This window comes from Streptococcus oralis subsp. dentisani, assembly GCF_002860905.1.
GTDB classification, from domain to species: Bacteria; Bacillota; Bacilli; order Lactobacillales; family Streptococcaceae; genus Streptococcus; species Streptococcus oralis_BA.
Genome location: NZ_PKIG01000008.1, coordinates 15,467 through 42,309 on the forward strand (window position 1 = coordinate 15,467; position 26,843 = coordinate 42,309).

28 protein-coding genes and 3 pseudogenes are annotated in these 26,843 nt (G+C 42.1%); all 31 read left to right on the forward strand.

Translation table 11 applies throughout. The features are described from left to right. The first annotated feature begins 24 nt into the window (after positions 1 to 24). The 31 genes and pseudogenes from CYK16_RS09430 (at position 25) to CYK16_RS09580 (ending at position 26,817) form a co-directional block, all read left to right on the forward strand. Positions 25 to 1,194: a pyridoxal phosphate-dependent aminotransferase gene (locus CYK16_RS09430; RefSeq protein ID WP_033679461.1), complete on the forward strand. Its 1,170-nt coding sequence runs from the start codon at positions 25 to 27 to the stop codon at positions 1,192 to 1,194. Then, a complete protein-coding gene (recO, locus tag CYK16_RS09435) occupies positions 1,191 to 1,961 on the forward strand; it encodes a DNA repair protein RecO (protein WP_060805830.1) in 771 nt (256 codons plus the stop codon). Before CYK16_RS09430 ends, recO begins: the two co-directional genes overlap by 4 nt. Next, positions 1,958 to 2,950 (forward strand): phosphate acyltransferase PlsX, encoded by a 993-nt coding sequence (gene plsX / locus CYK16_RS09440; protein ID WP_060805829.1) that lies wholly within the window; start codon positions 1,958 to 1,960, stop codon positions 2,948 to 2,950. The genes recO and plsX overlap by 4 nt, the downstream gene beginning before the upstream one ends. A gap of 5 nt (positions 2,951 to 2,955) precedes the next feature. Continuing rightward, on the forward strand, positions 2,956 to 3,192 hold the full coding sequence (locus CYK16_RS09445) for an acyl carrier protein (RefSeq protein WP_000570330.1): 237 nt from the start codon (positions 2,956 to 2,958) through the stop codon (positions 3,190 to 3,192). 365 nt (positions 3,193 to 3,557) lie between these two features. Next, the gene (locus CYK16_RS09450) at positions 3,558 to 3,686 is read left to right on the forward strand and encodes a smi_0059.1 family bacteriocin-like peptide (RefSeq protein WP_060805135.1); all 129 of its coding nucleotides are present in this window, start codon (positions 3,558 to 3,560) and stop codon (positions 3,684 to 3,686) included. An 11-nt stretch (positions 3,687 to 3,697) separates the two neighbouring features. Then, positions 3,698 to 3,838, forward strand: a complete 141-nt coding sequence (locus CYK16_RS10755; RefSeq protein WP_155640144.1) for a hypothetical protein — start codon at positions 3,698 to 3,700, stop codon at positions 3,836 to 3,838. Between the two features lie 110 nt (positions 3,839 to 3,948). Then, positions 3,949 to 4,131 carry a bacteriocin gene (locus CYK16_RS09455; protein WP_060805136.1) on the forward strand — a complete coding sequence of 61 codons (183 nt, stop codon included), beginning with the start codon at positions 3,949 to 3,951 and terminating at the stop codon, positions 4,129 to 4,131. Between the two features lie 19 nt (positions 4,132 to 4,150). Next, the gene (locus CYK16_RS09460; RefSeq protein ID WP_060805137.1) at positions 4,151 to 4,339 is read left to right on the forward strand and encodes a hypothetical protein; all 189 of its coding nucleotides are present in this window, start codon (positions 4,151 to 4,153) and stop codon (positions 4,337 to 4,339) included. A gap of 395 nt (positions 4,340 to 4,734) precedes the next feature. Continuing rightward, the gene (locus CYK16_RS09465) at positions 4,735 to 4,923 is read left to right on the forward strand and encodes a class IIb bacteriocin, lactobin A/cerein 7B family (RefSeq protein WP_060805138.1); all 189 of its coding nucleotides are present in this window, start codon (positions 4,735 to 4,737) and stop codon (positions 4,921 to 4,923) included. Between the two features lie 20 nt (positions 4,924 to 4,943). Next, positions 4,944 to 5,111: a class IIb bacteriocin, lactobin A/cerein 7B family gene (locus CYK16_RS09470; RefSeq protein ID WP_060805139.1), complete on the forward strand. Its 168-nt coding sequence runs from the start codon at positions 4,944 to 4,946 to the stop codon at positions 5,109 to 5,111. A 9-nt stretch (positions 5,112 to 5,120) separates the two neighbouring features. Next, positions 5,121 to 5,300 carry a hypothetical protein gene (locus CYK16_RS09475; RefSeq protein WP_060805140.1) on the forward strand — a complete coding sequence of 60 codons (180 nt, stop codon included), beginning with the start codon at positions 5,121 to 5,123 and terminating at the stop codon, positions 5,298 to 5,300. A 695-nt stretch (positions 5,301 to 5,995) separates the two neighbouring features. After that, the gene (locus CYK16_RS10955; protein WP_060805141.1) at positions 5,996 to 6,184 is read left to right on the forward strand and encodes a hypothetical protein; all 189 of its coding nucleotides are present in this window, start codon (positions 5,996 to 5,998) and stop codon (positions 6,182 to 6,184) included. Between the two features lie 158 nt (positions 6,185 to 6,342). Then, entirely contained in the window at positions 6,343 to 8,496 is a 2,154-nt protein-coding gene (comA, locus tag CYK16_RS09495; protein ID WP_060805142.1) for a peptide cleavage/export ABC transporter ComA, read from the forward strand. Positions 8,497 to 8,508: 12 nt separating this feature from the next. Further along, on the forward strand, positions 8,509 to 9,858 hold the full coding sequence (comB, locus tag CYK16_RS09500; RefSeq protein WP_060805143.1) for a competence pheromone export protein ComB: 1,350 nt from the start codon (positions 8,509 to 8,511) through the stop codon (positions 9,856 to 9,858). A 169-nt stretch (positions 9,859 to 10,027) separates the two neighbouring features. Further along, complete coding sequence (gene purC / locus CYK16_RS09505) at positions 10,028 to 10,735, forward strand: phosphoribosylaminoimidazolesuccinocarboxamide synthase (protein WP_060805144.1); 708 nt, start codon at positions 10,028 to 10,030, stop codon at positions 10,733 to 10,735. Positions 10,736 to 10,791: 56 nt separating this feature from the next. After that, complete coding sequence (locus CYK16_RS09510; RefSeq protein ID WP_101776945.1) at positions 10,792 to 14,517, forward strand: phosphoribosylformylglycinamidine synthase; 3,726 nt, start codon at positions 10,792 to 10,794, stop codon at positions 14,515 to 14,517. 93 nt (positions 14,518 to 14,610) lie between these two features. After that, on the forward strand, positions 14,611 to 16,053 hold the full coding sequence (gene purF, locus CYK16_RS09515) for an amidophosphoribosyltransferase (protein ID WP_101776946.1): 1,443 nt from the start codon (positions 14,611 to 14,613) through the stop codon (positions 16,051 to 16,053). A gap of 322 nt (positions 16,054 to 16,375) precedes the next feature. Continuing rightward, entirely contained in the window at positions 16,376 to 17,398 is a 1,023-nt protein-coding gene (gene purM, locus CYK16_RS09520) for a phosphoribosylformylglycinamidine cyclo-ligase (RefSeq protein ID WP_101776947.1), read from the forward strand. After that, positions 17,395 to 17,946: a phosphoribosylglycinamide formyltransferase gene (gene purN, locus CYK16_RS09525; RefSeq protein ID WP_101776948.1), complete on the forward strand. Its 552-nt coding sequence runs from the start codon at positions 17,395 to 17,397 to the stop codon at positions 17,944 to 17,946. The genes purM and purN overlap by 4 nt, the downstream gene beginning before the upstream one ends. A gap of 44 nt (positions 17,947 to 17,990) precedes the next feature. After that, positions 17,991 to 18,464: a GNAT family N-acetyltransferase gene (locus CYK16_RS09530; protein ID WP_101776949.1), complete on the forward strand. Its 474-nt coding sequence runs from the start codon at positions 17,991 to 17,993 to the stop codon at positions 18,462 to 18,464. After that, positions 18,457 to 18,609 (forward strand): annotated as a pseudogene (locus CYK16_RS09535) (bifunctional phosphoribosylaminoimidazolecarboxamide formyltransferase/IMP cyclohydrolase); the annotation flags it as partial. The gene CYK16_RS09530 and the pseudogene CYK16_RS09535, both read left to right, overlap by 8 nt. A gap of 65 nt (positions 18,610 to 18,674) precedes the next feature. Beyond that, positions 18,675 to 18,818, forward strand: a pseudogene (locus tag CYK16_RS09540) (formyltransferase family protein); the annotation flags it as partial. Between the two features lie 83 nt (positions 18,819 to 18,901). After that, on the forward strand, positions 18,902 to 19,411 hold the full coding sequence (locus CYK16_RS09545) for a VanZ family protein (RefSeq protein ID WP_023944088.1): 510 nt from the start codon (positions 18,902 to 18,904) through the stop codon (positions 19,409 to 19,411). Positions 19,412 to 19,435: 24 nt separating this feature from the next. Further along, positions 19,436 to 20,983: a bifunctional phosphoribosylaminoimidazolecarboxamide formyltransferase/IMP cyclohydrolase gene (gene purH / locus CYK16_RS09550; protein WP_101776951.1), complete on the forward strand. Its 1,548-nt coding sequence runs from the start codon at positions 19,436 to 19,438 to the stop codon at positions 20,981 to 20,983. A gap of 121 nt (positions 20,984 to 21,104) precedes the next feature. Beyond that, a complete protein-coding gene (purD, locus tag CYK16_RS09555) occupies positions 21,105 to 22,367 on the forward strand; it encodes a phosphoribosylamine--glycine ligase (RefSeq protein ID WP_101776952.1) in 1,263 nt (420 codons plus the stop codon). Positions 22,368 to 22,450: 83 nt separating this feature from the next. Beyond that, a pseudogene (locus CYK16_RS10960) lies at positions 22,451 to 22,534 on the forward strand (phosphoribosylaminoimidazole carboxylase); the annotation flags it as partial. Positions 22,535 to 22,563: 29 nt separating this feature from the next. After that, positions 22,564 to 23,052, forward strand: coding sequence for a 5-(carboxyamino)imidazole ribonucleotide mutase (gene purE, locus CYK16_RS09560; RefSeq protein WP_101776953.1), 489 nt, complete (start codon positions 22,564 to 22,566; stop codon positions 23,050 to 23,052). Next, the gene (gene purK / locus CYK16_RS09565; protein WP_101776954.1) at positions 23,039 to 24,130 is read left to right on the forward strand and encodes a 5-(carboxyamino)imidazole ribonucleotide synthase; all 1,092 of its coding nucleotides are present in this window, start codon (positions 23,039 to 23,041) and stop codon (positions 24,128 to 24,130) included. Before purE ends, purK begins: the two co-directional genes overlap by 14 nt. After that, on the forward strand, positions 24,131 to 25,081 hold the full coding sequence (locus tag CYK16_RS09570; protein ID WP_101776955.1) for a ketopantoate reductase family protein: 951 nt from the start codon (positions 24,131 to 24,133) through the stop codon (positions 25,079 to 25,081). It begins immediately after the preceding gene. An 8-nt stretch (positions 25,082 to 25,089) separates the two neighbouring features. Continuing rightward, a complete protein-coding gene (locus tag CYK16_RS09575; RefSeq protein WP_061603253.1) occupies positions 25,090 to 25,320 on the forward strand; it encodes a hypothetical protein in 231 nt (76 codons plus the stop codon). 63 nt (positions 25,321 to 25,383) lie between these two features. Then, positions 25,384 to 26,817 carry a hypothetical protein gene (locus CYK16_RS09580; RefSeq protein ID WP_101776956.1) on the forward strand — a complete coding sequence of 478 codons (1,434 nt, stop codon included), beginning with the start codon at positions 25,384 to 25,386 and terminating at the stop codon, positions 26,815 to 26,817. Positions 26,818 to 26,843: the final 26 nt, after the last annotated feature.

Genomic DNA, 26,843 nt, shown 5'->3' on the forward strand with positions numbered 1-26,843 from the left:
ACGTTTTGAAAGTAGGAGGTATCTATGGACTTAACTAAGCGCTTTAATAAACAGTTAGATAAGATTCAAGTTTCGTTGATTCGTCAGTTTGACCAGGCTATTTCTGAGATTCCTGGGGTCTTACGTTTGACCTTGGGGGAACCTGATTTTACAACGCCAGATCATGTCAAGGAGGCGGCTAAGCGAGCGATTGACCAGAACCAATCCTACTATACAGGGATGAGTGGTCTGCTGACTCTACGTCAGGCAGCTAGTGACTTTGTTAAGGAAAAGTACCAACTGGACTATGCTCCTGAAAATGAAATCTTGGTTACAATTGGGGCGACAGAAGCCTTATCTGCTACTTTGACAGCTATTTTAGAAGAGGGAGACAAGGTGCTCTTGCCAGCTCCTGCTTATCCAGGTTATGAACCGATTGTCAATCTAGTTGGGGCAGAGGTTGTCGAGATTGACACGACTGAAAATGGTTTTGTCTTGACTCCTGAGATGTTGGAGAAGGCTATTTTGGAGCAAGGTGACAAGCTCAAGGCGGTTATTCTCAACTATCCAGCCAATCCGACAGGAATTACCTACAGTCGGGAGCAGTTGGAAGCTTTGGCAGACGTTTTACGCAAGTACGAAATTTTCGTTGTCTGTGATGAGGTCTACTCAGAATTGACCTATACAGGGGAAGCCCATGTGTCTCTAGGAACGATGTTGAGAGACCAGGCTATCATTATCAATGGTTTGTCTAAATCGCATGCTATGACAGGTTGGCGTTTGGGCTTGATTTTTGCTCCTGCGGTCTTCACAGCCCAGTTAATCAAGAGTCACCAGTACTTGGTCACTGCCGCAAATACCATGGCGCAACATGCTGCGGTGGAAGCCTTGACGGCTGGTAAAAACGATGCGGAACCTATGAAGAAGGAATATATCCAGCGTCGGGACTATATTATAGCTAAAATGACTGCTCTTGGTTTTGAGATTATCAAACCAGACGGTGCCTTCTATATCTTTGCTAAGATTCCAGTGGGCTACAATCAAGACTCCTTTGCCTTTCTCAAGGATTTTGCTCAGAAGAAGGCTGTTGCCTTTATCCCTGGAGCTGCCTTTGGGCGTTACGGAGAAGGCTATGTTCGCCTATCTTATGCGGCTAGCATGGAGACTATCACAGAAGCCATGAAACGTCTTGAGGAGTACATGAGAGAAGCATGATTCAGTCTATCACGAGTCAAGGTTTGGTGCTCTACAATCGCAATTTTCGGGAGGATGACAAGCTAGTCAAGATTTTTACAGAGCAGGCTGGCAAGCGCATGTTTTTTGTCAAACATGCTGGCCAGTCTAAGCTGGCGCCGGTTATTCAGCCCTTGGTGCTGGCACGATTTCTCTTGCGAATCAATGATGATGGGCTCAGTTACATTGAGGACTATCATGAGGTGATGACCTTTCCCAAGATTAATAGTGACCTCTTTGTCATGGCCTATGCGACCTATGTAGCGGCTCTTGCAGATGCTAGTTTGCAGGACAATCAGCAGGATGCTCCCTTGTTTGCTTTTTTGCAAAGGACTTTGGAGTTGATGGAAGCAGGCTTGGATTATCAGGTTTTGACCAATATTTTTGAAATTCAAATCTTGACTCGATTTGGGATCAGCCTCAATTTTAATGAGTGTGTATTCTGCCATCGGGTCGGTCAGGCTTTTGACTTTTCTTTCAAATATGGAGCCTGCCTCTGTCCAGATCATTATCATGAAGATGAGAGACGTTGCCATCTCAATCCCAATATCCCCTATCTGCTCAATCAGTTTCAAGCCATTGATTTTGAGACCTTGGAGACCATTTCGCTCAAGCCCGAAATCAAGCAAAACTTACGCCAATTTATGGATCAACTCTACGAAGAGTACGTTGGGATTCACCTAAAATCAAAGAAATTTATTGATTCCCTAGCAGACTGGGGACAATTACTAAAAGAGGAAAAGAAATGAAAAAAATCGCAGTAGATGCCATGGGAGGCGATTATGCACCCCAAGCCATCGTTGAGGGAGTCAATCAAGCCCTGGCTGACTTTTCAGATATCGAGGTTCAACTCTATGGAGATGAAGCTAAAATCAAGCAATATCTGACAGCGACAGAGCGCGTCAGCATTATCCATACGGATGAGAAGATTGATTCAGACGATGAACCTACGAGAGCTATTCGGAAGAAGAAAAACGCCAGTATGGTCTTGGCGGCCAAGGCTGTCAAAGAGGGTGAAGCAGACGCTGTCCTCTCGGCTGGGAATACAGGTGCTTTGTTGGCAGCAGGATTTTTCATCGTGGGTCGTATCAAGAATATCGATCGACCTGGGCTTATGTCGACCTTGCCGACTGTAGATGGGAAGGGTTTTGATATGCTGGATCTCGGTGCCAATGCGGAAAATACAGCCCAGCACCTCCATCAATACGCTGTCCTCGGTTCCTTTTATGCTAAAAATGTCCGTGGCATTGTGCAACCACGCGTTGGTTTGCTCAACAATGGAACAGAGAGTAGTAAGGGTGACCCCCTTCGTAAGGAAACCTATGAATTACTGGTAGCTGATGAAAGTTTGAATTTTATCGGAAACGTGGAAGCGCGTGATTTGATGAATGGCGTTGCGGATGTTGTCGTGGCAGATGGTTTCACGGGAAACGCTGTGCTCAAATCCATCGAAGGGACAGCCATGGGAATCATGGGCTTGCTCAAGACAGCTATTACAGGTGGTGGGCTTCGAGCGAAACTAGGCGCCCTCCTTCTCAAGGACAGCCTCAGAGGTTTGAAAAAACAGCTCAACTACTCAGATGTTGGTGGAGCGGTCTTGTTTGGTGTCAAGGCACCGGTTGTCAAGACTCATGGCTCAAGCGATGCCAAGGCTGTTTATAGTACAATTCGCCAGATTCGTACCATGCTAGAAACAGACGTAGTTGCCCAGACTGCGCGTGAATTTTCAGGAGAATAAAAGAGATGATAGAAAAAGAAATTTTTGACCGTATTGTGACCATTATCCAAGAGCGACAGGGAGAAGACTTTGTCGTGACAGAATCCTTGAGTCTGAAAGATGATTTGGATGCTGACTCAGTTGACTTGATGGAGTTTATCTTGACACTGGAAGATGAATTTAGTATCGAAATCAGTGACGAGGAAATTGACCAACTGCAAAGTGTAGGAGATGTGGTAGAAGTCGTCAAAAGTAAAGAATAGCAAGAAGCAACATGCAAGTCGTGTTGCTTTTTTATTGTCAGGGAAAATAAAAAATTTAGAACTTTTAGTGGGAATTACGAATAGATAGATAAGGAAGAAAAAGAGGAGTGTTTATGTATGTGACTGGTTTTTATCCATGGTTTATTAAATTATTTTTCAAATAAAATTTAATTTAGTTGTACATTTTAGAAATTTTTTTCGAATAAATAAGTGAGAGGAAAAAGAAAGGAGTCTAATTCATGTATCTACCAATTTTTTATCCGTGGTTTACTAAATTATTTTTCAAATAAAATTTAATTTAGTTGTACATTTTAGAAATTTTTTTCGAATAGATAAGTGAGAAGAAAAAAGAAAGGAATAAAATAATGAAAGAACATTACTATGGATTTGTTGAGCTAACTTCGGAAGAATTGACCGATATTCAAGGTGGAGAAAATTGGGCGAAGACCCTTGTAGATTGGTACATTGGATTTCGTAGAGGTTTTGGTTTTTAGGAGGATAAGCGATGAATGAAATGAATGATAAGTATACTATTGAAGTATTAAAGGAAAGCGACCTAGCCTTGCTGGTGGGTGGTAGCAAGGAAAGCTATCAACGGGGTTTAAATACAGGTCTATGGTTCCGTCGTGCATTATTTGGATTCTAAGATAATATTTAGAGAGTAAAGATTATCTATAACAACGAATAGAATATATGAAAAAGGAAAGACAAAAAACTACCTTTTTCAATTGTTAATAATCAAAAAAGGAGAATAAGATGGAAAAATTTAAAAATATGGAAGATAGTTTTCATGTAATGAGTCATGAGGAAATGGCCAATGTAGAAGGAGGCTTGCTAATTGGTCTGGTAGTAGTTGGAGGAGTCGCAATTGCAGGAACGTTTTTATTGGGTGCGGTAGATGGTGCTTCAGGAGCACATGCTAAGCGTCGTGGACGTTAACAGGGAAGGAAGAGCGCTGATGGAACGCATGATAGAAAGTTGGATTACTAGGGTAGAGAATTTTTACAGTTTGCAGTCAATTCCTGTAAAAGTATTAATTTTCATAGTTGGAGTAGTTGGGGTTTATGCTTTAGGGACATTAATTTTAGGTCCTATTTATTGGGCAGGCCAGAAGTTTGGCGAAACAATTTACAATTATTTGTTTTAATAAAAAATTCGAATAGATAAGTAAAAGGGAAAAAGAAAGGAGTCTAATTCATGTATCTACCAATTTTTTATTCGTGGTTTACTAAATTATTTTTCAAATAAATTTAATTAGTTGTTCATTTTCGAAATTTTTTTCGAATAGATAAGTAAGAGGAAAAGGAAAGGAGTCTGGTTTATGTATCTACCGATTTTCTATTCATGGTACATTAAATTATTTTTTAAATAAAATTTAATTTAGTTGTACATTTTCGAATTCTTTTTCGAATAAATAAGTAATAAGAAAAGGAAGGAGATTAGAAATGATTATTTCAGTTATTTATCCAATCTGGCTATTTAAGTGGCTTAGAGGATAAACATTAAACATATAAAAACATATACAAATTGAGGAGAAAAAAGATGACAAATTTTGACAAAATGGAACAGAACTTTGTAGCTCTTACAGAAGAAGAGTTGATGAATGTGGATGGGGGAGCAATTCCTCTTGTAGCTTGGGTAATCGCTAATCCTGTGACGGCAGCCAAAATTGCTGGTGGAGTTGCTGCAGTGGGAATTGCAGGTTATCATTATGTGACAGGTAAGTGGTAAAAATTAAAGGAGAAATTGCTATGGAAAAATCTATTTTAAAATTTGAAAAAATGACTAATACAGACTTGCAGGAAATTCAAGGGGGAGCATTACCTCTCCTTATCCCTATTGCCGCTGGTTTTGTTAAAGGATTTGTATATACTGGTGGAGCTATTCTGACAACTCGAGCACTCTTGTCAGGTAATTAGGAGTTTCTTATGAAACAATTCTTATTAGGTTTTGCTGAGGGTTATTTTATCGTATCGCTCATAATCTACATCGCAACGTATTTGATTTTGAGAAATCCAATCAATACCCTATTTTATCCAGAAATTTACCCCGTTTTATTTGGACTCTTTTATCTAGGATATAAGGCCAATAAAAAGCGAGTAGAGTAAACAGTTAAGAATGACTTGTTAGTCTGCGCTGAAAATAGCTAGGCTAGGATCTCAGAATGCATCACATTGGAGTTTAATATGAAATTCGTTAAATCAGTATTGAAAGTTTTGCCTGAAATCATGGTATTACTTAGTTCAATGTCTTATATCATCATCAGATTAGTAGCTGACATAAATAAAGTATCTTTACCTACTTGGTTTGATAATTTTAATATACCCACGGTTGCATTATTTATGATGGTCTTCATTCTTTTATACAGAAGTAAAGAAAAAAAGAATAGATAGATTTGAAGCGGTAGACGCTCTATAGGGAATAGGTGTCTTATAGTAACGAATCAAAAAAGGAGTAACTATGAATCGTAATTTAGAACGGTGTTATCTATTCTGACTATGAATAGATCATACCATAGGTGGCTTAGAAATAGCAGGGACATTAAAAATTGAAGTAACTTTAAATAGGATGTCGTAAAGGTTACTATCAATGATTTATTTGTCCCAAGCTTGTCTAGGGTGTCAGAAAAAAATCATTTTCCTTTCAATAGCATATTTTTAGTAGGTAGGACGTTTGTTCTGCCTATTTTTTGCCAAAAAGTTCAGTTGAGGTGTTTATTTATATCGTTTGAAGTTTATTTGTATTGTTGTTCGTGCTTTTTTGATAAAATAGTTATAGAAATTAGGAAAGTTGAAGAAAAGGAATGAAGAAGGTTTTAAGATATTTTTTAGTATTTGTTTTTCTATTTTTGATGAATATTTTCATCTTTAAGATACTAGCAACTATGGGATTTCAGCTGACAATGAGTGAAAAGAGTTATATTGTACCACCGCTGTTTTCGATTATAGTTTTATATATGATTGACAAAAGAATTAGGAAGAAAAAGAAATAAATATATATTTTAAGTAGAACGCTTGTTCTGCCTATTTTTTTATCTCAAAAGTGCAGTTGGGAGGGAGATAGGCGCATTTGGGGAGGAAGTCCAGTTTTTGTTTGGTGTTTGGGGTAAGATAGTTATTATCAGATGAGTTTAGGAAAGAGGAGATGAATATGAAATTTGGGAAACGTCACTATCGTCCGCAAGTGGATCAGATGGACTGCGGTGTAGCTTCATTAGCCATGGTTTTTGGCTACTATGGTAGTTATTATTCTTTGGCACACTTACGAGAATTGGCCAAGACGACCATGGATGGGACAACGGCTTTGGGCTTGGTCAAGGTGGCAGAGGAAATTGGTTTTGAGACGCGAGCAATTAAGGCGGATATGACGCTCTTTGATTTGCCAGATTTGACTTTTCCTTTTGTTGCCCATGTGCTTAAGGAAGGGAAATTGCTCCACTACTATGTGGTGACTGGTCAGGATAAGGATAGCATTCATATTGCCGATCCAGATCCCGGGGTGAAGTTGACTAAACTGCCACGTGAGCGTTTTGCGGAAGAATGGACAGGAGTGACTCTTTTTATGGCACCTAGTCCAGACTACAAGCCTCATAAGGATCAAAAGAATGGCCTGCTCTCTTTCATACCTATATTAGTGAAGCAGCGTGGCTTGATTGCCAATATCGTTTTGGCAACACTCTTGGTAACCTTGATTAACATTGTGGGTTCTTATTATCTGCAGTCTATCATTGACACCTATGTGCCAGATCAGATGCGTTCGACGCTGGGGATTATTTCTATTGGGTTGGTCATCGTCTATATTCTCCAGCAAATCTTGTCTTATGCTCAGGAGTATCTCTTGCTTGTTTTGGGGCAACGTTTGTCGATTGATGTGATTTTGTCCTACATCAAGCATGTTTTTCACCTGCCTATGTCCTTCTTTGCGACACGCAGGACAGGGGAAATCGTGTCTCGTTTCACGGATGCTAACAGTATCATCGATGCGCTGGCTTCGACCATTCTTTCGATTTTCCTAGATGTGTCAACGGTTGTCATTATTTCTCTTGTTTTATTTTCACAAAATACCAATCTCTTTTTCATGACTTTATTGGCGCTTCCTATCTATACAGTGATTATCTTTGCCTTTATGAAGCCGTTTGAAAAGATGAATCGGGATACCATGGAAGCCAATGCGGTTCTGTCTTCGTCTATCATTGAGGACATCAACGGTATTGAGACTATCAAGTCCTTGACCAGTGAAAGTTCACGTTACCAAAAGATTGACAAGGAATTTGTGGATTATCTGAAAAAATCCTTTACCTATAGTCGAGCAGAGAGTCAGCAAAAGGCTCTGAAAAAAGTTGCCCATCTCTTGCTCAATGTCGGCATTCTCTGGATGGGAGCTGTTCTGGTCATGGATGGCAAGATGAGTTTGGGGCAGTTGATTACCTATAATACCTTGCTTGTTTACTTTACCAATCCTTTGGAAAATATCATCAACCTGCAAACCAAGCTTCAGACAGCGCAGGTTGCCAATAACCGTCTGAATGAGGTTTATCTGGTAGCTTCGGAGTTTGAGGAGAAGAAAACGGTTGAGGATTTGAGCTTGATGAAGGGAGAGATGACTTTCAAGCAGGTTTCCTATAAGTATGGCTATGGTCGAGACGTCTTGTCGGATATCAATTTGACCATTCCCCAAGGTTCTAAGGTGGCTTTTGTGGGAATTTCAGGCTCAGGTAAGACGACCTTGGCTAAGATGATGGTTAATTTTTACGACCCAAGTCAGGGAGAGATTAGTCTGGGTGGTGTCAATCTCAATCAGATTGATAAAAAGGCTCTGCGTCAGTATATCAACTATCTGCCTCAACAGCCCTATGTCTTTAACGGAACGATTTTGGAGAATCTTCTCCTTGGAGCCAAGGAGGGGACGACTCAGGAGGATATCTTACGGGCGGTCGAATTGGCAGAGATTCGGGAGGATATTGAGCGCATGCCACTGAATTACCAGACGGAATTGACTTCGGATGGGGCAGGGATTTCAGGTGGACAACGTCAAAGAATCGCTCTGGCGCGTGCGCTCTTGACAGATGCGCCTGTCTTGATTTTGGATGAGGCGACCAGCAGTTTGGATATTTTGACAGAGAAGCGGATTGTTGATAATCTCATGGCTTTAGATAAGACCTTGATTTTCATCGCCCACCGCTTGACCATTGCTGAGCGGACAGAGAAGGTGGTTGTCTTGGATCAGGGCAAGATTGTTGAAGAAGGAAATCATGCCGATTTGCTTGCACAGGGTGGCTTTTACGCCCATTTGGTGAATAGCTAGAAAGAGGAGAGGATGAAACCAGAATTTTTAGAAAGTGCGGAGTTTTATAATCGTCGTTACCATAATTTTTCCAGTCGGGTGATTGTACCCATGTCCCTTCTGCTCGTGTTTTTACTTGGATTTGCAACTTTGGCAGAGAAGGAGATGAGTTTGTCAACTAGAGCTACTGTGGAGCCTAGTCGTATCCTCGCCAATATCCAGTCAACTAGCAACAATCGCATTCTTGTCAATCATTTGGAAGAAAATAAGCTAGTTAAAAAGGGAGAACTGTTGGTTCAATACCAAGAAGGAGCAGAAGGTGTTCAAGCGGAGTCTTATGCCAGTCAGTTGGACATGCTAAAGGACCAAAAAAAGCAATTGGAGTATTTGCAAAAGAGCCTACAAGAAGGGACGGATTACTTTCCAGAGGAGGATAAGTTTGGCTACCAAGCCACCTTTCGCGACTACATCAGTCAAGCAGGTAGTCTTAGGGCTAGTACATCGCAACAAAATGAGACCATCGCGTCCCAGAATGCAGCAGCTAGTCAGACTCAAGCCGAAATCGGAAACCTCATCAGTCAAACAGAGGCTAAAATTCGCGATTACCAGACAGCTAAGTCAGCTATTGAAACAGGCGCTTCCTTGGCCAGTCAGAATCTAGCTTACTCTCTCTACCAGTCCTACAAGTCTCAGGGCGAGGAAAATCCGCAAGCTAAGGCTCAGGCAGTGGCGCAGGTTGAAGCGCAGCTTTCTCAGTTAGAATCTAGTCTTGCTACTTACCGTGTCCAGTATGCAGGTTCAGGTACCCAGCAAGCCTATGCGTCAGGCTTAAGCAGTCAATTGGAATCCCTCAAATCACAACATTTGGCAAAGGTTGGTCAGGAATTGACCCTTCTAGACCAGAAAATCTTGGAGGTGGAGTCAGGTAAGAAGGTACAGGGAAATCTTTTAGACAAGGGGAAAATTACGGCCAGTGAGGATGGGGTGCTTCACCTTAATCCTGAGACCAGTGATTCTAGCATGGTAGCAGAAGGTGCCCTACTAGCCCAACTCTATCCGTCCTTGGAAAAAGAAGGGAAAGCCAAACTTACAGCTTATCTAAGTTCAAAGGATGTAGCAAGAGTCAAGGTCGGGGATTCTGTTCGTTATACGACGACTCATGATGCCAAGAATCAAATTTTCCTAGATTCGACTATTACAAGTATTGATACGACAGCTACCAAGACTGAAAAAGGTAATTTCTTTAAAATCGAGGCGGAGACTAATCTAACTTCTGAGCAGGCTGAAAAAATTCGGTACGGGGTGGAGGGTCGCTTGCAGATGATTACTGGCAAGAAAAGTTATCTACGTTATTATTTGGATCAATTTTTGAATAAAGACTAATGTTCGTGTTTTTAGAGTTAAATGATTTTAAAACTGTGAGAAAGATACTTCTTGCAGTTTTTTCTTTATGATTTTCGAGGTTACTACACCATTTATTCGGTTAAATTCTTGTAATTTTAGGTTTTTTATGGTAGAATGTGCTCAAGTAATACGAAAGGCGAACTTTAAAATGTCAAAACAATTGATCTATTCGGGAAAAGCTAAAGATATCTATACAACTGAGGATGAAAATCTTATTATTTCGACTTACAAGGATCAGGCGACTGCTTTCAACGGTGTTAAGAAGGAGCAGATTGCGGGTAAGGGAGTGTTGAATAATCAGATTTCATCTTTTATTTTTGAGAAATTAAATGCGGCTGGCGTAGCGACTCACTTTGTGGAGAAAATTTCGGACACGGAACAGCTCAATAAAAAGGTTGAGATTATTCCGCTGGAAGTCGTGCTCCGCAACTACACGGCTGGTTCCTTTTCAAAACGTTTTGGTGTGGATGAAGGAATCGCCTTGGAGACTCCGATTGTCGAATTTTACTACAAAAATGATGATTTGGATGATCCATTCATCAATGATGAGCATGTGAAATTCCTACAGATTGCGGATGAGCAGCAGATTGCTTACTTAAAGGAAGAAACGCGTCGTATCAATGAGCTCTTGAAAGTCTGGTTTGCTGAGATTGGTCTCAAATTGATTGACTTTAAGCTAGAATTCGGTTTTGACAAAGATGGCAAGATTATCTTAGCGGACGAATTTTCACCAGATAACTGCCGTTTGTGGGATGCAGATGGCAACCACATGGATAAGGATGTTTTCCGTAGAGGATTGGGTGAATTGACAGATGTTTACGAGATTGTCTGGGAAAAGTTGCAGGGATTGAAATAACAACCTAGAAGTCGTTTGGGAATATTGCAAGAGCTGAAATAAAGGAATAAGAATTGATGGATAAACGTATTTTTGTTGAGAAAAAGGCTGATTTTCAGGTCAAGTCAGAGAGTTTGGTTAGAGAACTCCAGCACAACTTGGGACTTTCAAGCTTGAAAAGTATTCGCATCGTGCAAGTGTATGATGTCTTTAACTTGGCAGAGGACCTGTTTGCACCTGCAGAGAAACACATCTTCTCTGAGCAGGTGACAGATCATGTCTTGGACGAAGCGGCTGTGCAGGCGGATCTGGCTAACTATGCTTTCTTTGCCATTGAAAGCCTGCCAGGGCAGTTTGACCAGCGTGCAACATCTTCGCAGGAAGCCTTGCTTTTACTAGGAAGTTCGAATGATGTAACGGTTAATACAGCCCAACTTTACTTGGTGAATAAAGATATTGATGCGACTGAGTTGGAAGCGGTCAAGAACTATCTGCTCAACCCAGTTGATTCTCGTTTCAAGGACATCACGGTAGGAATTGCCAAGCAGGAGTTTTCAGAGTCAGACAAAACCATTCCGAGATTGACTTTCTTTGAAAGCTATACAGCAGAAGATTTTGCCCGCTACAAGGCTGAGCAAGGGATGGCTATGGAAGTGGATGATTTGCTCTTTATCCAAGACTACTTCAAGTCAATCGGGCGCGTGCCAACTGAGACTGAACTCAAGGTTTTGGACACTTACTGGTCTGACCACTGCCGTCACACGACTTTTGAGACAGAGTTGAAACACATCGACTTTTCAGCTTCTAAATTTCAAAAGCAATTGCAGTCAACCTATGACAAGTATATTGCCATGCGTGATGAGTTGGGGCGCTCTGAAAAACCGCAAACCTTGATGGATATGGCGACTATTTTCGGTCGTTATGAGCGTGCTAATGGACGTTTGGACGACATGGAAGTGTCTGATGAAATAAACGCCTGCTCAGTAGAAATCGAAGTGGACGTTGATGGTATCAAGGAACCTTGGCTCCTCATGTTTAAAAATGAAACCCACAACCACCCAACTGAGATTGAGCCATTTGGTGGGGCTGCTACCTGTATCGGTGGAGCCATTCGTGATCCATTATCAGGTCGATCATATGTTTACCAAGCTATGCGTATCTCAGGTGCGGGTGATATTACAGCACCGATTTCGGAAACTCGTGCTGGTAAATTGCCACAACAGGTTATTTCTAAAACAGCTGCTCACGGTTATTCTTCATATGGTAACCAGATTGGGCTTGCGACGACCTACGTTCGTGAGTATTTCCATCCAGGCTTTGTAGCTAAACGCATGGAGCTTGGTGCTGTTGTCGGAGCGGCTCCTAAGGGCAATGTTGTCCGTGAAAAACCGGAAGCGGGTGATGTCATTATCCTCCTTGGAGGTAAGACTGGACGTGATGGTGTCGGTGGTGCGACGGGCTCTTCTAAGGTTCAAACAGTTGAGTCAGTTGAGACTGCTGGTGCTGAGGTTCAAAAAGGGAATGCTATCGAAGAACGCAAGATTCAACGCCTTTTCCGTAATGGCAATGTCACTCGTCTTATCAAGAAATCCAACGACTTTGGTGCTGGTGGTGTCTGTGTAGCCATCGGTGAATTGGCAGACGGTCTTGAAATCAATCTCAATAAGGTGCCTCTTAAATATCAAGGCTTGAATGGTACCGAAATTGCCATATCTGAATCACAAGAACGGATGGCAGTCGTGGTACGTCCTGAAGACGTAGATGCCTTTGTTGAAGAATGTAACAAAGAAAATATTGACGCTGTTGTCGTGGCGACAGTGACGGAAAAACCAAATCTAGTTATGCACTGGAATGGCGAAACGATTGTAGACTTGGAACGCCGTTTCCTTGATACCAATGGTGTGCGCGTGGTCGTTGATGCTAAAGTTGTGGACAAAGATGTCAAGCTTCCAGAAGAACGTCAAACATCTGCTAACACACTTGAAGTTGATACCCTTGCGGTTCTATCTGATTTGAATCATGCGAGTCAAAAAGGATTACAGACCATCTTTGACTGTTCGGTCGGTCGTTCAACGGTCAACAACCCACTTGGCGGTCGCTACCAACTCACACCAACTGAGTCTTCTGTACAGAAATTGCCAGTTCAACATGGTGTAACTCACACTGCATCAGTCATGGCTCAAGGTTTCAACCCTTATCTAGCAGAATGGTCTCCATACCACGGTGCTGCCTATGCGGTGATCGAAGCAACTGCTCGTCTAGTAGCTGCTGGTGCCAACTGGTCTAAGGCTCGTTTCTCTTACCAAGAGTATTTCGAACGAATGGATAAACAAGCTGAGCGTTTTGGTCAGCCAGTAGCAGCTCTTCTTGGATCTATTGAAGCACAAATCCAACTTGGTTTGCCATCTATCGGTGGTAAGGACTCTATGTCTGGTACTTTTGAAGAATTGACAGTGCCGCCAACCTTGGTTGCCTTTGGGGTAACGACGGCAGATAGCCGTAAGGTGCTTTCTCCTGAGTTCAAAACTACTGGGGAAAACATCTACTACATCCCAGGACAAGTCCTCTCAGCAGAAATTGATTTTGACTTGATTAAGTCTAACTTTGCTCAGTTTGAAGCCCTTCAAAAGGCTCACAAAGTAACATCTGCATCGGCTGTCAAATACGGCGGTGTGGTTGAAAGTTTGGCTCTTGCTACCTTTGGAAATCATATCGGTGCAGAGGTGACCTTGTCTGAACTTGAAAGTTCTTTGACAGCACAATTAGGTGGATTTGTCTTCACATCTCCTGAAGAAATTGCAGGAGTAGAGAAAATCGGTCAAACAAGTGCAGACTTTACACTTCTTGTCAACGGTGTGAATCTAGATGGACACAAGCTTGACGATGCCTTCCAAGGAAAATTGGAAGAAGTTTACCCAACAGAATTTGCACAAGCCAAAGAACTAGCTGAAGTACCAGCTGTGGTATCAGATGTTGTGATTAAAGCAAAAGAAAAGGTTGAAAAACCTGTGGTTTACATCCCAGTCTTCCCAGGCACCAACTCGGAATATGACTCAGCCAAGGCCTTCGAAAAAGAAGGTGCAGAGGTTAACTTGGTACCATTCGTGACCTTGAATGAAGAGGCTATTGTCAAGTCAGTTGAAACTATGGTTGACAACATCGGCAAAGCTAACATCCTCTTCTTTGCAGGTGGTTTCTCAGCTGCGGACGAGCCAGATGGTTCAGCTAAGTTTATTGTCAACATCCTGCTTAATGAAAAAGTGCGTGTGGCTATTGATAGCTTTATCGCTCGAGGTGGTTTAATTATTGGTATCTGTAATGGATTCCAAGCCCTCGTCAAATCAGGTCTTCTTCCATACGGGAACTTCGAAGATGCCAGCAGTACTAGTCCAACCCTCTTCTACAATGATGCCAACCAACACGTGGCCAAGATGGTGGAAACCCGTATTGCGAATACCAACTCGCCATGGTTAGCTGGGGTGCAAGTGGGCGATATCCACGCTATTCCTGTTTCACACGGTGAAGGGAAGTTTGTCGTGACGGCTGAGGAATTCGCTGAACTCCGTGACAATGGTCAAATCTTTAGCCAATACGTTGACTTTGACGGCAAACCAAGTATGGATTCTAAGTACAATCCAAATGGTTCTATCCATGCCATCGAAGGAATTAGCAGCAAGAACGGCCAAATCATCGGTAAGATGGGGCACTCAGAACGTTATGAAGACGGTCTTTTCCAAAATATCCCAGGCAATAAAGACCAGCACCTGTTCGCATCGGCGGTTAAATACTTTACTGGAAAATAAGACTTGCAGATTTTCTAATAGATAGTATCAGCAATGTAAAAGTCATGTAGATTTAGCTCTTGGTGCTACACAAATAAAAATTAGGTATATAAAATGACATACGAAGTAAAATCTCTTAATGAAGAATGTGGTGTTTTCGGTATCTGGGGACATCCAGATGCTGCTAAGTTGACCTATTTTGGTCTCCATAGTCTTCAGCACCGTGGTCAGGAGGGGGCAGGAATCCTCTCCAATGATCAGGGGCAATTGAAGCGCCATCGTGACATGGGGCTTTTATCAGAAGTGTTCAGAAATCCTGCTAATTTGGATAAATTAACTGGAACTGGTGCAATTGGTCATGTGCGTTACGCGACTGCTGGCGAAGCTTCTGTAGATAACATCCAGCCCTTCCTCTTCCGTTTTCACGATATGCAGTTTGGCTTGGCTCATAATGGAAATCTGACCAATGCAGCCTCTCTCAAGAAAGAACTGGAACAAAGAGGCGCGATTTTCAGCGCGACTTCGGACTCGGAAATCTTGGCTCATCTCATTCGTCGCAGTCATAATCCTAGCCTGATGGGCAAAATCAAGGAAGCGCTCAGTCTTGTCAAAGGTGGTTTTGCCTATATCTTGCTGTTTGAGGATAAGTTAATTGCGGCTCTTGACCCCAATGGTTTCCGTCCCCTTTCTATCGGGAAAATGGCCAACGGAGCGGTGGTGATTTCCTCTGAAACCTGTGCTTTTGAGGTCATTGGTGCTGAATGGATTCGTGATTTGAAGCCAGGTGAGATTGTGATCATTGATGACAAGGGCATCCAGTATGATAGCTATACGGATGATACTCAGTTAGCAATCTGTTCTATGGAGTATATTTATTTTGCTCGCCCTGATTCTAATATCCACGGTGTCAATGTCCATACGGCTCGCAAACGTATGGGTGCCCAATTGGCGCGTGAATTCAAGCATGAGGCGGATATCGTGGTCGGTGTGCCCAATTCTTCCCTCAGCGCGGCTATGGGATTTGCGGAAGAATCTGGTTTGCCAAATGAAATGGGCCTCATCAAGAATCAATACACCCAACGCACCTTTATCCAACCGACTCAAGAATTGCGGGAGCAAGGGGTGCGGATGAAACTCTCTGCTGTTTCAGGCGTTGTAAAAGGCAAGCGTGTGGTTATGATTGATGACTCTATTGTACGTGGAACAACCTCTCGTCGGATTGTTCAACTCTTGAAAGAAGCGGGTGCGACTGAGGTTCACGTTGCTATTGGTAGTCCAGCGCTAGCTTATCCATGTTTCTACGGGATTGATATCCAAACCCGTCAGGAGCTGATTGCGGCCAATCATACGGTTGAAGAAACGCGTCAAATCATTGGTGCGGACAGTCTGACCTATCTGTCTGTTGAAGGTTTGATTGACTCAATTGGGATCGAAACAGATGCGCCAAATGGCGGTCTCTGTGTCGCTTATTTTGATGGTGATTACCCAACGCCTCTCTACGACTATGAAGAAGACTATCGTAGAAGTTTGGAAGAAAAGACCAGTTTTTACAAATAGACAATAGATTCTCCATTAAAGGAAAGGAAGAGGAGACAAAATGACAAATAAAAATGCTTATGCTCCACGTCTCACTACTGACTAAAAGCTAAAGCATTTGTCAGTAGACGCTTTCTCCTGTGGGACAAAGCTAGAACCCTGACTAGTATTTTTATACTCTTCGAAAATCAAATTCAAACCACGTCAGCTTCACCTTGCCGTACCCAAGTACAGCCTGCGGCTAGCTTCCTAGTTTGCTCTTTGATTTTCATTGAGTATTAGATAAAATAATTGTTTATCTAAAAATACGTCACAATCTTTCTCAAAGAAAAGGAACATAAAAATGGCAAATAAAAATGCGTACGCTCAATCTGGTGTGGATGTTGAAGCGGGTTATGAAGTTGTTGAACGGATTAAAAAGCACGTGGCTCGTACGGAGCGTGAAGGTGTCATGGGAGCTCTGGGTGGCTTTGGTGGTATGTTTGACCTTTCAAAGACTGGGGTTAAAGAACCCGTCTTGATTTCAGGGACTGACGGTGTCGGAACCAAGCTCATGTTGGCTATCAAATACGACAAGCACGATACTATCGGTCAGGACTGTGTAGCCATGTGTGTCAATGATATCATCGCTGCGGGTGCGGAACCCCTCTATTTCCTTGACTACGTAGCGACAGGGAAGAATGAACCAGCTAAGCTAGAACAAGTTGTCGCTGGTGTGGCAGAAGGTTGTGTGCAGGCAGGCGCTGCCCTCATTGGTGGGGAAACGGCTGAAATGCCTGGCATGTACGGCGAAGATGACTATGACTTGGCTGGTTTTGCGGTCGGTGTGGCTGAAAAATCTCAAATCATTGACGGCTCAAAAGTATCAGAAGGAGATGTTCTTCTCGGACTTGCTTCAAGTGGGATTCATTCCAATGGTTACTCTCTCGTCCGTCGTGTCTTTGCGGATTACACAGGTGAGGAAATCTTGCCAGAATTGGAAGGTAAGCAACTCAAGGAAGTCCTTCTTGAGCCAACTCGTATCTATGTCAAGGCTGTCTTACCACTTATCAAGGAAGAGTTGGTCAATGGCATTGCCCACATTACAGGTGGCGGTTTTATCGAAAATGTCCCTCGTATGTTTGTAGCTGACTTGGCTGCTGAGATTGAAGAAGACAAGGTTCCCGTGCTTCCAATTTTCAAAGCTCTTGAAAAATATGGTAAAATCAAACATGAAGAAATGTTTGAAATCTTCAATATGGGTGTGGGACTTATGCTGGCAGTTAGCCCTGAAAATGTAAGTCGTGTCAAGGAATTGTTGGATGAACCAGTCTATGAAATCGGTCGTATCGTCAAGAAAGAAAACGAAAGTGTCATCATCAAATGAAAAAAATAGCGATTTTTGCCTCTGGTAATGGCTCAAATTTTCAGGTGATAGCGGAACAATTTCCAGTAGAGTTTGTCTTTTCAGACCATCGTGACGCCTATGTGCTCGAACGTGCAGACAAGCTCGGCGTTCTGTCCTATGCTTTTGAACTCAAGGAGTTTGAGAGCAAGGCAGACTACGAAGCAGCCATTGTCGAACTCTTGGAAGAACATCAGATTGACTTGGTTTGCCTAGCAGGCTACATGAAAATCGTTGGGCCAACCTTATTGGCGGCTTATGAAGGTCGAATCATCAATATCCATCCAGCTTACCTGCCAGAATTTCCAGGAGCTCATGGGATTGAGGATGCTTGGAATGCTGGCGTTGCTGAGAGTGGTGTGACCATTCACTGGGTGGATTCCGGTGTGGATACTGGAAAGGTTATCAAACAAGTCCGTGTACCGCGACTAGCTGATGATACGATTGACAGTTTTGAAACTCGGATTCATGAGGCAGAGTACAAGTTGTATCCAGAGGTTCTGGATAGTTTGGGAGTAGGGAGAGGATAAGAAGTAAATCAAATTTTGATTGTGCAATTTTGCTAGGAGAAAAAATGATTGAGATAAAATTAGTAGATGAGAGCAGTTTTCAGGCAGTGCTGGATTTGAAAATATCTGAAGCTGATGAACGAGCACGTTTCGTGTCTCCAAATGTACGCTCTTTAGCTGACGCATGGCTCTACCGAGAGAATGGGGATGTGTTTCCAATGGCAATTTATTGGAATGAGCTTGTAGTTGGTTTTCTCCTGTTGGAAATAGATAAGGATGAAGCGGAATACTTTATCTGGCGGATAATGATTGGCCAGCAGTACCAAGGAAGAGGTTATGGACGAAAAGCCGTGGAAGTTCTGATCAAAAAGGCTCAGATGGATAGCGATTGCAATCATATTATCGCAGATTATGTGGTTGGAAATGAAAAAATGAAGCACCTGTTGACTAGTTTGGGTTTTCAGGAAACAGGATTTATAGAAGAAAATAATGAAGTCGCTATGCGCTTGGACCTAAAGAAAGAGGAATATAATGACTAAACGCGCCTTAATCAGCGTCTCAGATAAAGCGGGCATTGTTGAATTGGCCCAAGAGCTCAAAAAACTGGGTTGGGAGATTATCTCGACGGGTGGGACCAAGGTTGTCCTTGACAATGCTGGGGTGGAGACCATTGACATTGATGATTCATATGATATCTTTGATTCAAAATTGGAGTCAGTGCTTGTTGAAGACGGCTTCAAACGGAGGTATCGGGTGTGGACACTGGTAAGATTATCAAACAAGTCCGTGTGCCACGGTTAGCTGATGATACGATTGACAGTTTTGAAGCTCGCATCCATGAGGCAGAGTATAAGTTGTATCCAGAAGTAGTGAAGGCTCTATTTACAGATTGACTTTTTGATGATTCATATGATATCTTTGATTCAAAATTGGAGTCAGTGCTTGTTGAAGACGGCTTCAAACGGAGGTATTTGTAATGTTAGAATCTAAAAAAACAACTCGATATGTATTTTATGTCTATCTGATGTTATTAACTTGGGGAATCTTATTTAAGTTTGAAACTAATCCTGAATTTATAGCATTTTTCTTAGCTCCAAGGTACATCAATTGGATTCCATTTTCAGAACCACTAATAGTAGATGGAAAAATTGTTTTTGCTGAAATGTTATTTAATCTGATTTCCTTTATTCCATTAGGTGTTTGTTTCCCTCTGATAAAAACTAATTTATCTAGTTTAAGAATAGTCGGGACAGGTTTCTTGATTAGTCTATTGTTTGAGTGCTTACAGTATATTTTAGCAATAGGTATAACAGATATAACGGATTTGACTTTAAATACGCTAGGTGTTTGTGTAGGCTTACTGATTTATCAAATTTTTATAAGAGTGTTCAAATCACAGACTAGAAAATGGGTCAATATCTTAGGTATGCTTAGCCTTGGTTTTGCTTATCTTGTTTTACTGTTACTGCATTTAATTGGTGTTTAACTAATGATTAAAAAGGAGAATATAATGACTAAACGCGCCTTAATCAGCGTCTCAGATAAAGCGGGCATTGTTGAATTTGCCCAAGAACTCAAAAAACTTGGTTGGGATATTATATCGACAGGTGGAACCAAGGTTGCCCTTGATAATGCTGGGGTGAAGACTATTTCCATCGATGATGTGACTGGTTTTCCAGAAATGATGGATGGTCGTGTTAAGACCCTTCATCCAAATATCCACGGGGGTCTCCTCGCTCGTCGTGATTTGGATAGCCACTTGGAAGCAGCCAAGGAGAACCAAATTGAGCTTATCGACCTTGTAGTGGTCAACCTTTATCCTTTCAAGGAAACGATCCTCAAACCAGACGTGACTTACGCTGATGCAGTTGAAAACATTGATATCGGTGGGCCATCTATGCTTCGCTCGGCAGCGAAGAATCATGCCAGCGTAACAGTTGTGGTAGACCCTGCTGACTATACTGTGGTGCTTGATGAATTGTCAGCCACAGGTGAAACTACTTATGAAACTCGCCAACGTTTGGCAGCCAAAGTTTTCCGTCACACAGCGGCTTATGACGCCTTGATTGCAGAGTATTTCACAGCTCAAGTGGGTGAAAGCAAACCTGAAAAGCTCACTTTAACCTATGATCTCAAACAAGCTATGCGTTACGGTGAGAACCCTCAACAAGACGCGGATTTCTACCAAAAAGCTTTGCCAACAGACTACTCGATTGCTTCGGCTAAACAGCTCAATGGGAAAGAATTGTCATTCAATAATATCCGTGACGCTGATGCGGCCATTCGTATCATCCGTGACTTTAAAGACCGTCCAACCGTTGTGGCTCTCAAACACATGAACCCATGTGGAATCGGTCAGGCTGATGACATCGAGACTGCTTGGGACTACGCTTATGAGTCTGACCCAGTGTCTATCTTTGGTGGTATCGTTGTTCTTAACCGTGAGGTGGGTGCTACGACAGCTGAGAAGATGCATGGTGTATTCCTTGAAATCATCATTGCACCAAGCTATACGGATGAAGCGCTAGCTATTTTGACCAACAAAAAGAAAAACTTGCGTATCCTTGCCTTGCCATTTGATGCTCAAGAGGCCAGTGAAGTGGAAGCAGAATACACAGGTGTAGTTGGTGGACTTCTGGTGCAAAACCAAGACGTGGTCAAAGAAAGTCCAGCTGACTGGCAAGTGGTGACCAAACGCCAGCCAACTGAGACAGAAGCGACAGCTCTTGAGTTTGCTTGGAAGGCTATTAAATACGTCAAATCAAACGGAATTATCGTGACCAACGACCACATGACACTTGGTGTTGGTCCAGGTCAAACTAACCGTGTGGCTTCAGTCCGTATTGCCATTGACCAAGCTAAAGACCGTCTTGACGGTGCTGTGCTTGCTTCTGATGCATTCTTCCCATTTGCGGATAATGTGGAAGAAATCGCTAAAGCAGGTATCAAAGCCATCATCCAACCAGGTGGATCCGTCCGTGACCAAGAGTCTATCGAAGCTGCTGATAAGTACGGCTTGACTATGGTCTTCACAGGCGTGAGACATTTTAGACATTAAGAACGTTAAAGGGAAGAAAACAGTTTCTTTCCTTTTTTGCGTAAAAATGCGGAGTAAAACAAGATTAAAACGAACGTTTATGTTATAATGTTAGTAAATAATTCGCAAAAGAGGTTGAGGAATGAAGCTGTTAGTTGTCGGTTCGGGTGGTCGTGAACATGCGATTGCTAAGAAGTTGCTTGAGTCAAAAGATGTTGAAAAAGTATTTGTAGCTCCTGGAAATGACGGAATGACTCTGGATGGTTTGGAATTGGTAAATATCTCTATTTCCGAACATTCTAAATTGATTGAGTTTGCAAAAACCAACGATATTGCTTGGATCTTTATCGGGCCAGATGATGCCCTTGCGGCTGGTATCGTGGATGATTTTAATAAGGCTGGTCTCAAGGCTTTTGGTCCGACAAGATTGGCAGCGGAGCTGGAGTGGTCCAAGGATTTTGCTAAGGATATCATGGTTAAATATGGCGTTCCGACAGCAACCTATGGCACATTCTCAGATTTTGAGGAAGCCAAGGTCTATATCGAAAAGCAGGGTGCTCCTATCGTCGTCAAGGCGGATGGCTTGGCGCTTGGGAAGGGTGTCGTCGTTGCGGAGACGGTTGAGCAAGCAGTTGAAGCAGCTCACGCGATGCTTTTGGATAATAAATTTGGTGACTCAGGTGCGCGTGTGGTTATTGAGGAATTCCTTGAAGGAGAGGAATTTTCTCTCTTTGCCTTTGTCAATGGGGACAAATTCTACATCATGCCAACGGCTCAGGACCACAAACGAGCCTACGACGAGGACAAGGGTCCTAACACTGGTGGGATGGGTGCCTATGCGCCAGTTCCTCATTTACCACAGAGTGTAGTTGATACAGCGGTTGACACCATTGTCAAGCCAGTCCTCGAAGGGATGATCAAAGAAGGCCGTCCGTATCTTGGCATCCTCTACGCAGGGCTTATCCTGACAGCAGAAGGTCCTAAAGTCATCGAGTTCAATGCTCGCTTTGGAGATCCTGAAACACAGATTATCTTGCCTCGTTTGACATCTGACTTTGCGCAAAATATTACTGATATTTTGGAAGGTAAAGAACCAGCCATCACTTGGACGGACAAGGGTGTGACTCTGGGTGTTGTTGTCGCATCAAACGGTTACCCGTTAGACTATGAAAAAGGTGTCAAGTTGCCATCCAAGACAGAAGGCGATATCATCACCTACTATGCAGGGGCTAAGTTTGCGGAAAATAGCAGAGCACTGCTATCAAACGGTGGACGTGTCTATATGCTAGTCACCACAGCAGACACTGTAAAGGATGCCCAAGAAACTATCTACCAAGAACTCTCCCAACAAAACACAGAAGGCCTCTTTTACCGAACAGATATCGGAAGTAAGGCAATTAGATAAAGATATAAGAAAAAGCGACGCAGTCGCCAAACACGATAATGGTCGTTTGATTTGCGAGCGTTAGCGAGCTAATATAGAACAATCAGGGAAATTGGAAGACCTTGGGCTTCCAATTTAGGCATGAGACACCTTTGGTGGCTGCTGCCGTCCCTCACAACCTAAGGTGATTGTTGAAAAAGAGGAAAAAGGAGAAGAAATGAAACCAGTAATTTCCATCATCATGGGCTCAAAATCCGACTGGGCAACCATGCAAAAAACCGCAGAAGTCCTAGACCGCTTCGGTGTAGCCTACGAAAAGAAAGTTGTCTCTGCCCACCGTACTCCAGATCTCATGTTCAAACATGCGGAGGAAGCCCGTAGCCGTGGCATCAAGGTTATCATCGCAGGTGCGGGTGGCGCAGCCCATTTGCCAGGTATGGTAGCTGCCAAAACAAACCTTCCAGTCATTGGTGTACCAGTCAAATCACGTGCTCTTAGTGGTGTGGACTCGCTCTACTCTATCGTCCAGATGCCGGGCGGTGTGCCTGTGGCGACAATGGCTATTGGTGAAGCAGGCGCGACCAATGCGGCCCTCTTTGCCCTCCGTCTCTTGTCAGTAGAGGATCAGGCTATCGCGACAGCTTTGGCAGATTTCGTAGAAGAACAAGGAAAAATCGCAGAGGAGTCTACAAATGAGCTCAACTAAAACTATTGGTATCATCGGTGGCGGCCAGCTGGGTCAAATGATGGCTATTTCTGCTATATACATGGGCCACAAGGTTATCGCGCTGGATCCTGCTGCGGATTGCCCAGCCTCCCGTGTGGCGGAAATCATCGTGGCGCCTTATAACGATGTGGACGCTCTTCGTCAGTTGGCGGACCGTTGCGATGTTCTCACTTATGAGTTTGAAAATGTCGATGCCGACGGACTAGATGCGGTTGTCAAGGATGGACAGCTCCCTCAAGGAACGGACTTGCTCCGCATTTCTCAAAATCGGATTTTTGAAAAGGATTTTCTCTCAAATAAGGCTCAAGTCACTGTGGCACCCTATAAGGTCGTGACTTCTAGCCGTAACTTGGCAAATATTGACCTGTCAAAAAATTATGTTCTCAAGACGGCAACAGGTGGTTATGATGGACACGGGCAAAAGGTCATTCGTTCAGCAGAAGATTTGGAAGAAGCCTATGTGCTAGCTGACTCAGCAGCCTGCGTTTTAGAGGAATTCGTCAATTTTGACCTTGAAATTTCTGTCATCGTGTCAGGAAATGGCAAGGATGTGACAGTCTTCCCAGTTCAGGAAAATATACACCGAAACAACATTCTTTCAAAAACCATTGTGCCAGCCCGCATTTCAGAAAGTCTAGCAGCCAAAGCAAAAACCATGGCAGTGCGAATTGCTGAACAGCTTAATTTGTCTGGAACCCTTTGCTTGGAAATGTTTGCGACAGTTGATGATATCATTGTCAACGAAATTGCACCACGCCCACACAACTCTGGGCACTACTCTATCGAGGCCTGCGACTTTTCACAATTTGACACGCATATTTTGGGTGTTCTGGGAGCACCATTGCCAGCCATCAAACTACATGCCCCTGCTGTTATGCTTAATGTCCTCGGCCAACACGTTGAGACCGCTGAAAAATATGTCACAGAAAATCCAAGCGCCCACCTCCACATGTATGGTAAAATAGAAGCGAAGCACAATCGCAAGATGGGACATGTCACTTTGTTTAGTGATACGCCGGATGAGATGGAGGAATTTGGGAAAGGGATTGATTTTTAAGTGAAAATAGCGATTTTAGGACGTGGTGTCATTGGGACTACTTATGCCTATGCTTTTCAACAGGCAGGCCACCAAGTAGAACATGTATTGAGAGACAGTAAGAAAAACACTGCTCCGAAGGAGTTGTCGGTTGATCTGCTAGATGGGCGCTATCATTCTAAGGGTGAAAATAAACACGACACCTATGAGGTTCATGTGGCAGAAGCTGATTCGGAATATGATTTTATTTTTCTGAGTGTTCGTCATGGGTTTGTCAAAGAAGCTGTGGAAACCTTGCGTAAAAATAATATCAAAGGCACCCTCGTTTTCTTCTGCAATTTCTGGGATACTCGAAGAGAGGTAGAGGAGTGGGCAGGGGCCTACGACTATATTCTGGCTTTTCCAACTGCTGGAGGTCACATGCAGGAGAATCATTTAGATGGTGTCTTGTTCGACCATTTAATGCTAGAAGGTGAGCAAAAAGCACAGATTTCTAATTATGCTGATCTAACGGCTTTACTAGCTTCTGCAGATCTGAAGTGGGAAGTTCCTTATGATATGGTTGAGTGGATTTGGATTCATATGGCGATTAACGCAGGTGTCACTTCGACAGCTGCACGTTCGGGGAATCTGGAAAATCCAGAACAGCTAGCTCTAAACTTGATGAATAGTTCGTCGGAATTATCATTAGCCATCAAGGCCATTCGAGAGGCTTTGAAAGTCGTAGAAGCACGTGGTGTAAATTTGAAGCTTTACAAGGCTGAACTCTTACCATACAAAATTCCCTCATGGATTGCAGGAAAAGCCATGAAAATCATGTTTGCGAAAAATGAGCTGACAAGAAAAATCATGACCTTGCATAATGATAAACAGGACATTTTCTATTGTTGTCAAAGTGTTTATCAGACCGGTCAGGAGTTAGGTGTCAAGATGCCTATTCTGGAAGCAAATATGAAGGGTCTTTCGATTTAGGAGGTTTTATGATTCAAATCATTGTTAATGCATTTGTAGAAGATAGTAAGGAAAATGCTGTTGTGGAAGTTGTTTTTGCAAGTGCTGATCACGACAAAGTTCAAGAAAAGTACCAAGAACTTATAGCTCAATTTCCTAACAACTATCTCGTAATCTACGACTTACCACTGGATACCAACTTGAATGAACTTGGACACTATCCGTCTGTGGCGATAGGGAAAGAGGAGTTTGGAGTGTAAGACAGGTTCTCGATGCCTGTTGGTGTAGTTTTAATTTATAGAAAATCAAGGGAGATAAGTTAAATGATTTATCCAAAGCATATTTTATGTATAACGTGTGAAAAATGCTATGAGTTAGGTATTCAAATGGGAGTATATCCTGCTACTTTCCAATTTGAATGTAAAGACTGCAAAACACCGATTAGTGGTGAGGTAAAATTTGAACCTTTTGAACTAATTTTAAAAAACGCTACAGAGCTAAATGAAGAAGCTCCTAACTATCAAAAATATACAAAATTACCTATTTGGCGTTTAGATGTTTCCTCAGAATTTCCAACAAATAAACTATATTTAAAAGAGACTGTCATAGATGGAATATTGTCCTCACCATTCCTCAACCAAGCAATGCGTTTGGATAAATTGAAAAGTGACTCGGAGTATGGTGGTGTGACAGAGATTTCTAAAGCAATGAAGTTTGCAGACTTTGTTACGGAAGGAAAATTTAACAATATTCTTCGTTTGTTCAATTTGTTTTGGAATAAACAAGAAAAATATTTGTATCGTGATTTAAAGAAATTATTAGATGAAAATAAGCATTTAACCCCGTTTAGAGAAGTAAAGAATGTTAGTGATGCGACGATGGTCTTACACCAGATGTTTTTGACAACCTCAGGAATCAGTAATATTCTTGGAAATGGTATATTAGCAGAATACACTTCTTTAGCTAAAAAAATATATTCTTCTGAGGAACATAGAGATGAAATTATTAGGTATATAGATCATATTGAGAGCGGTTTTGATACGGTTGAGCGTAAAGCTTTTGAAATACTTGAAACGTTTTCAAGTATTTACTCTATCATGATTCCCGTAGTTACTTTGCTAAATTCTAATGGATATAATCGCTTAGATCAAGCTAGTAGTGGGGTGTCTGCAGCGAACTATAAAAAGTTAAATGATTTTTATGCTTCAAGTTATGAATGGATTCTCGATAATATCAACCTTGTTATTGCATTGAATAACATTTTTGTAAGAAATGGTTATGATAATTGTTGCAATGGACGAAGTTATCACAATAATCTAGAGAGCATACCAAGTAAATTTAATAAAGTTAATCAGTACAATCCAGGACAAGCTTATCTTGATGTTTCAGAGCCATTTAGCAAACCCGTAAATAATTTAAACAATAAAATCAGGAATGCAATCCAACACTTCAGCTCCCAAGTTGATTATGATAATCAAAAAATTATTTTTGAAGACCGCCATCAAGGAAGGGTTCGACAAGAAGAGTATTCTATTGTAGATTTTATTAAAATATGTTTAGCCAACTTTTCTTTGATAATTTATATTTTGGAAATTATTTACACATTTCGAAAGTTGAAATTTATAAATTATGGTATTACACCAAGTATTTATTGGATAAAGAACGAAGAAATTTCTAAAGTAATGTCAGATGATGAAGTGAAGGATAATTTCCAAAGGAAATTAAAAAATAGAATAAATAAAAAAAGAAGAAAATAGTAAAGTTAATTTTAAGGAGAAACAAC

What these genes read in the sequence shown, in the direction of transcription:
- CYK16_RS09430 (WP_033679461.1), top strand. Translation starts at nt 25, where the DNA reads ATGGACTTAACTAAGCGCTTTAATAAACAGTTAGATAAGATTCAAGTT.
- recO (WP_060805830.1), top strand. Translation starts at nt 1,191, where the DNA reads ATGATTCAGTCTATCACGAGTCAAGGTTTGGTGCTCTACAATCGCAAT.
- plsX (WP_060805829.1), top strand. Translation starts at nt 1,958, where the DNA reads ATGAAAAAAATCGCAGTAGATGCCATGGGAGGCGATTATGCACCCCAA.
- CYK16_RS09445 (WP_000570330.1), top strand. Translation starts at nt 2,956, where the DNA reads ATGATAGAAAAAGAAATTTTTGACCGTATTGTGACCATTATCCAAGAG.
- CYK16_RS09450 (WP_060805135.1), top strand. Translation starts at nt 3,558, where the DNA reads ATGAAAGAACATTACTATGGATTTGTTGAGCTAACTTCGGAAGAATTG.
- CYK16_RS10755 (WP_155640144.1), top strand. Translation starts at nt 3,698, where the DNA reads ATGAATGAAATGAATGATAAGTATACTATTGAAGTATTAAAGGAAAGC.
- CYK16_RS09455 (WP_060805136.1), top strand. Translation starts at nt 3,949, where the DNA reads ATGGAAAAATTTAAAAATATGGAAGATAGTTTTCATGTAATGAGTCAT.
- CYK16_RS09460 (WP_060805137.1), top strand. Translation starts at nt 4,151, where the DNA reads ATGGAACGCATGATAGAAAGTTGGATTACTAGGGTAGAGAATTTTTAC.
- CYK16_RS09465 (WP_060805138.1), top strand. Translation starts at nt 4,735, where the DNA reads ATGACAAATTTTGACAAAATGGAACAGAACTTTGTAGCTCTTACAGAA.
- CYK16_RS09470 (WP_060805139.1), top strand. Translation starts at nt 4,944, where the DNA reads ATGGAAAAATCTATTTTAAAATTTGAAAAAATGACTAATACAGACTTG.
- CYK16_RS09475 (WP_060805140.1), top strand. Translation starts at nt 5,121, where the DNA reads ATGAAACAATTCTTATTAGGTTTTGCTGAGGGTTATTTTATCGTATCG.
- CYK16_RS10955 (WP_060805141.1), top strand. Translation starts at nt 5,996, where the DNA reads ATGAAGAAGGTTTTAAGATATTTTTTAGTATTTGTTTTTCTATTTTTG.
- comA (WP_060805142.1), top strand. Translation starts at nt 6,343, where the DNA reads ATGAAATTTGGGAAACGTCACTATCGTCCGCAAGTGGATCAGATGGAC.
- comB (WP_060805143.1), top strand. Translation starts at nt 8,509, where the DNA reads ATGAAACCAGAATTTTTAGAAAGTGCGGAGTTTTATAATCGTCGTTAC.
- purC (WP_060805144.1), top strand. Translation starts at nt 10,028, where the DNA reads ATGTCAAAACAATTGATCTATTCGGGAAAAGCTAAAGATATCTATACA.
- CYK16_RS09510 (WP_101776945.1), top strand. Translation starts at nt 10,792, where the DNA reads ATGGATAAACGTATTTTTGTTGAGAAAAAGGCTGATTTTCAGGTCAAG.
- purF (WP_101776946.1), top strand. Translation starts at nt 14,611, where the DNA reads ATGACATACGAAGTAAAATCTCTTAATGAAGAATGTGGTGTTTTCGGT.
- purM (WP_101776947.1), top strand. Translation starts at nt 16,376, where the DNA reads ATGGCAAATAAAAATGCGTACGCTCAATCTGGTGTGGATGTTGAAGCG.
- purN (WP_101776948.1), top strand. Translation starts at nt 17,395, where the DNA reads ATGAAAAAAATAGCGATTTTTGCCTCTGGTAATGGCTCAAATTTTCAG.
- CYK16_RS09530 (WP_101776949.1), top strand. Translation starts at nt 17,991, where the DNA reads ATGATTGAGATAAAATTAGTAGATGAGAGCAGTTTTCAGGCAGTGCTG.
- CYK16_RS09545 (WP_023944088.1), top strand. Translation starts at nt 18,902, where the DNA reads ATGTTAGAATCTAAAAAAACAACTCGATATGTATTTTATGTCTATCTG.
- purH (WP_101776951.1), top strand. Translation starts at nt 19,436, where the DNA reads ATGACTAAACGCGCCTTAATCAGCGTCTCAGATAAAGCGGGCATTGTT.
- purD (WP_101776952.1), top strand. Translation starts at nt 21,105, where the DNA reads ATGAAGCTGTTAGTTGTCGGTTCGGGTGGTCGTGAACATGCGATTGCT.
- purE (WP_101776953.1), top strand. Translation starts at nt 22,564, where the DNA reads ATGAAACCAGTAATTTCCATCATCATGGGCTCAAAATCCGACTGGGCA.
- purK (WP_101776954.1), top strand. Translation starts at nt 23,039, where the DNA reads ATGAGCTCAACTAAAACTATTGGTATCATCGGTGGCGGCCAGCTGGGT.
- CYK16_RS09575 (WP_061603253.1), top strand. Translation starts at nt 25,090, where the DNA reads ATGATTCAAATCATTGTTAATGCATTTGTAGAAGATAGTAAGGAAAAT.
- CYK16_RS09580 (WP_101776956.1), top strand. Translation starts at nt 25,384, where the DNA reads ATGATTTATCCAAAGCATATTTTATGTATAACGTGTGAAAAATGCTAT.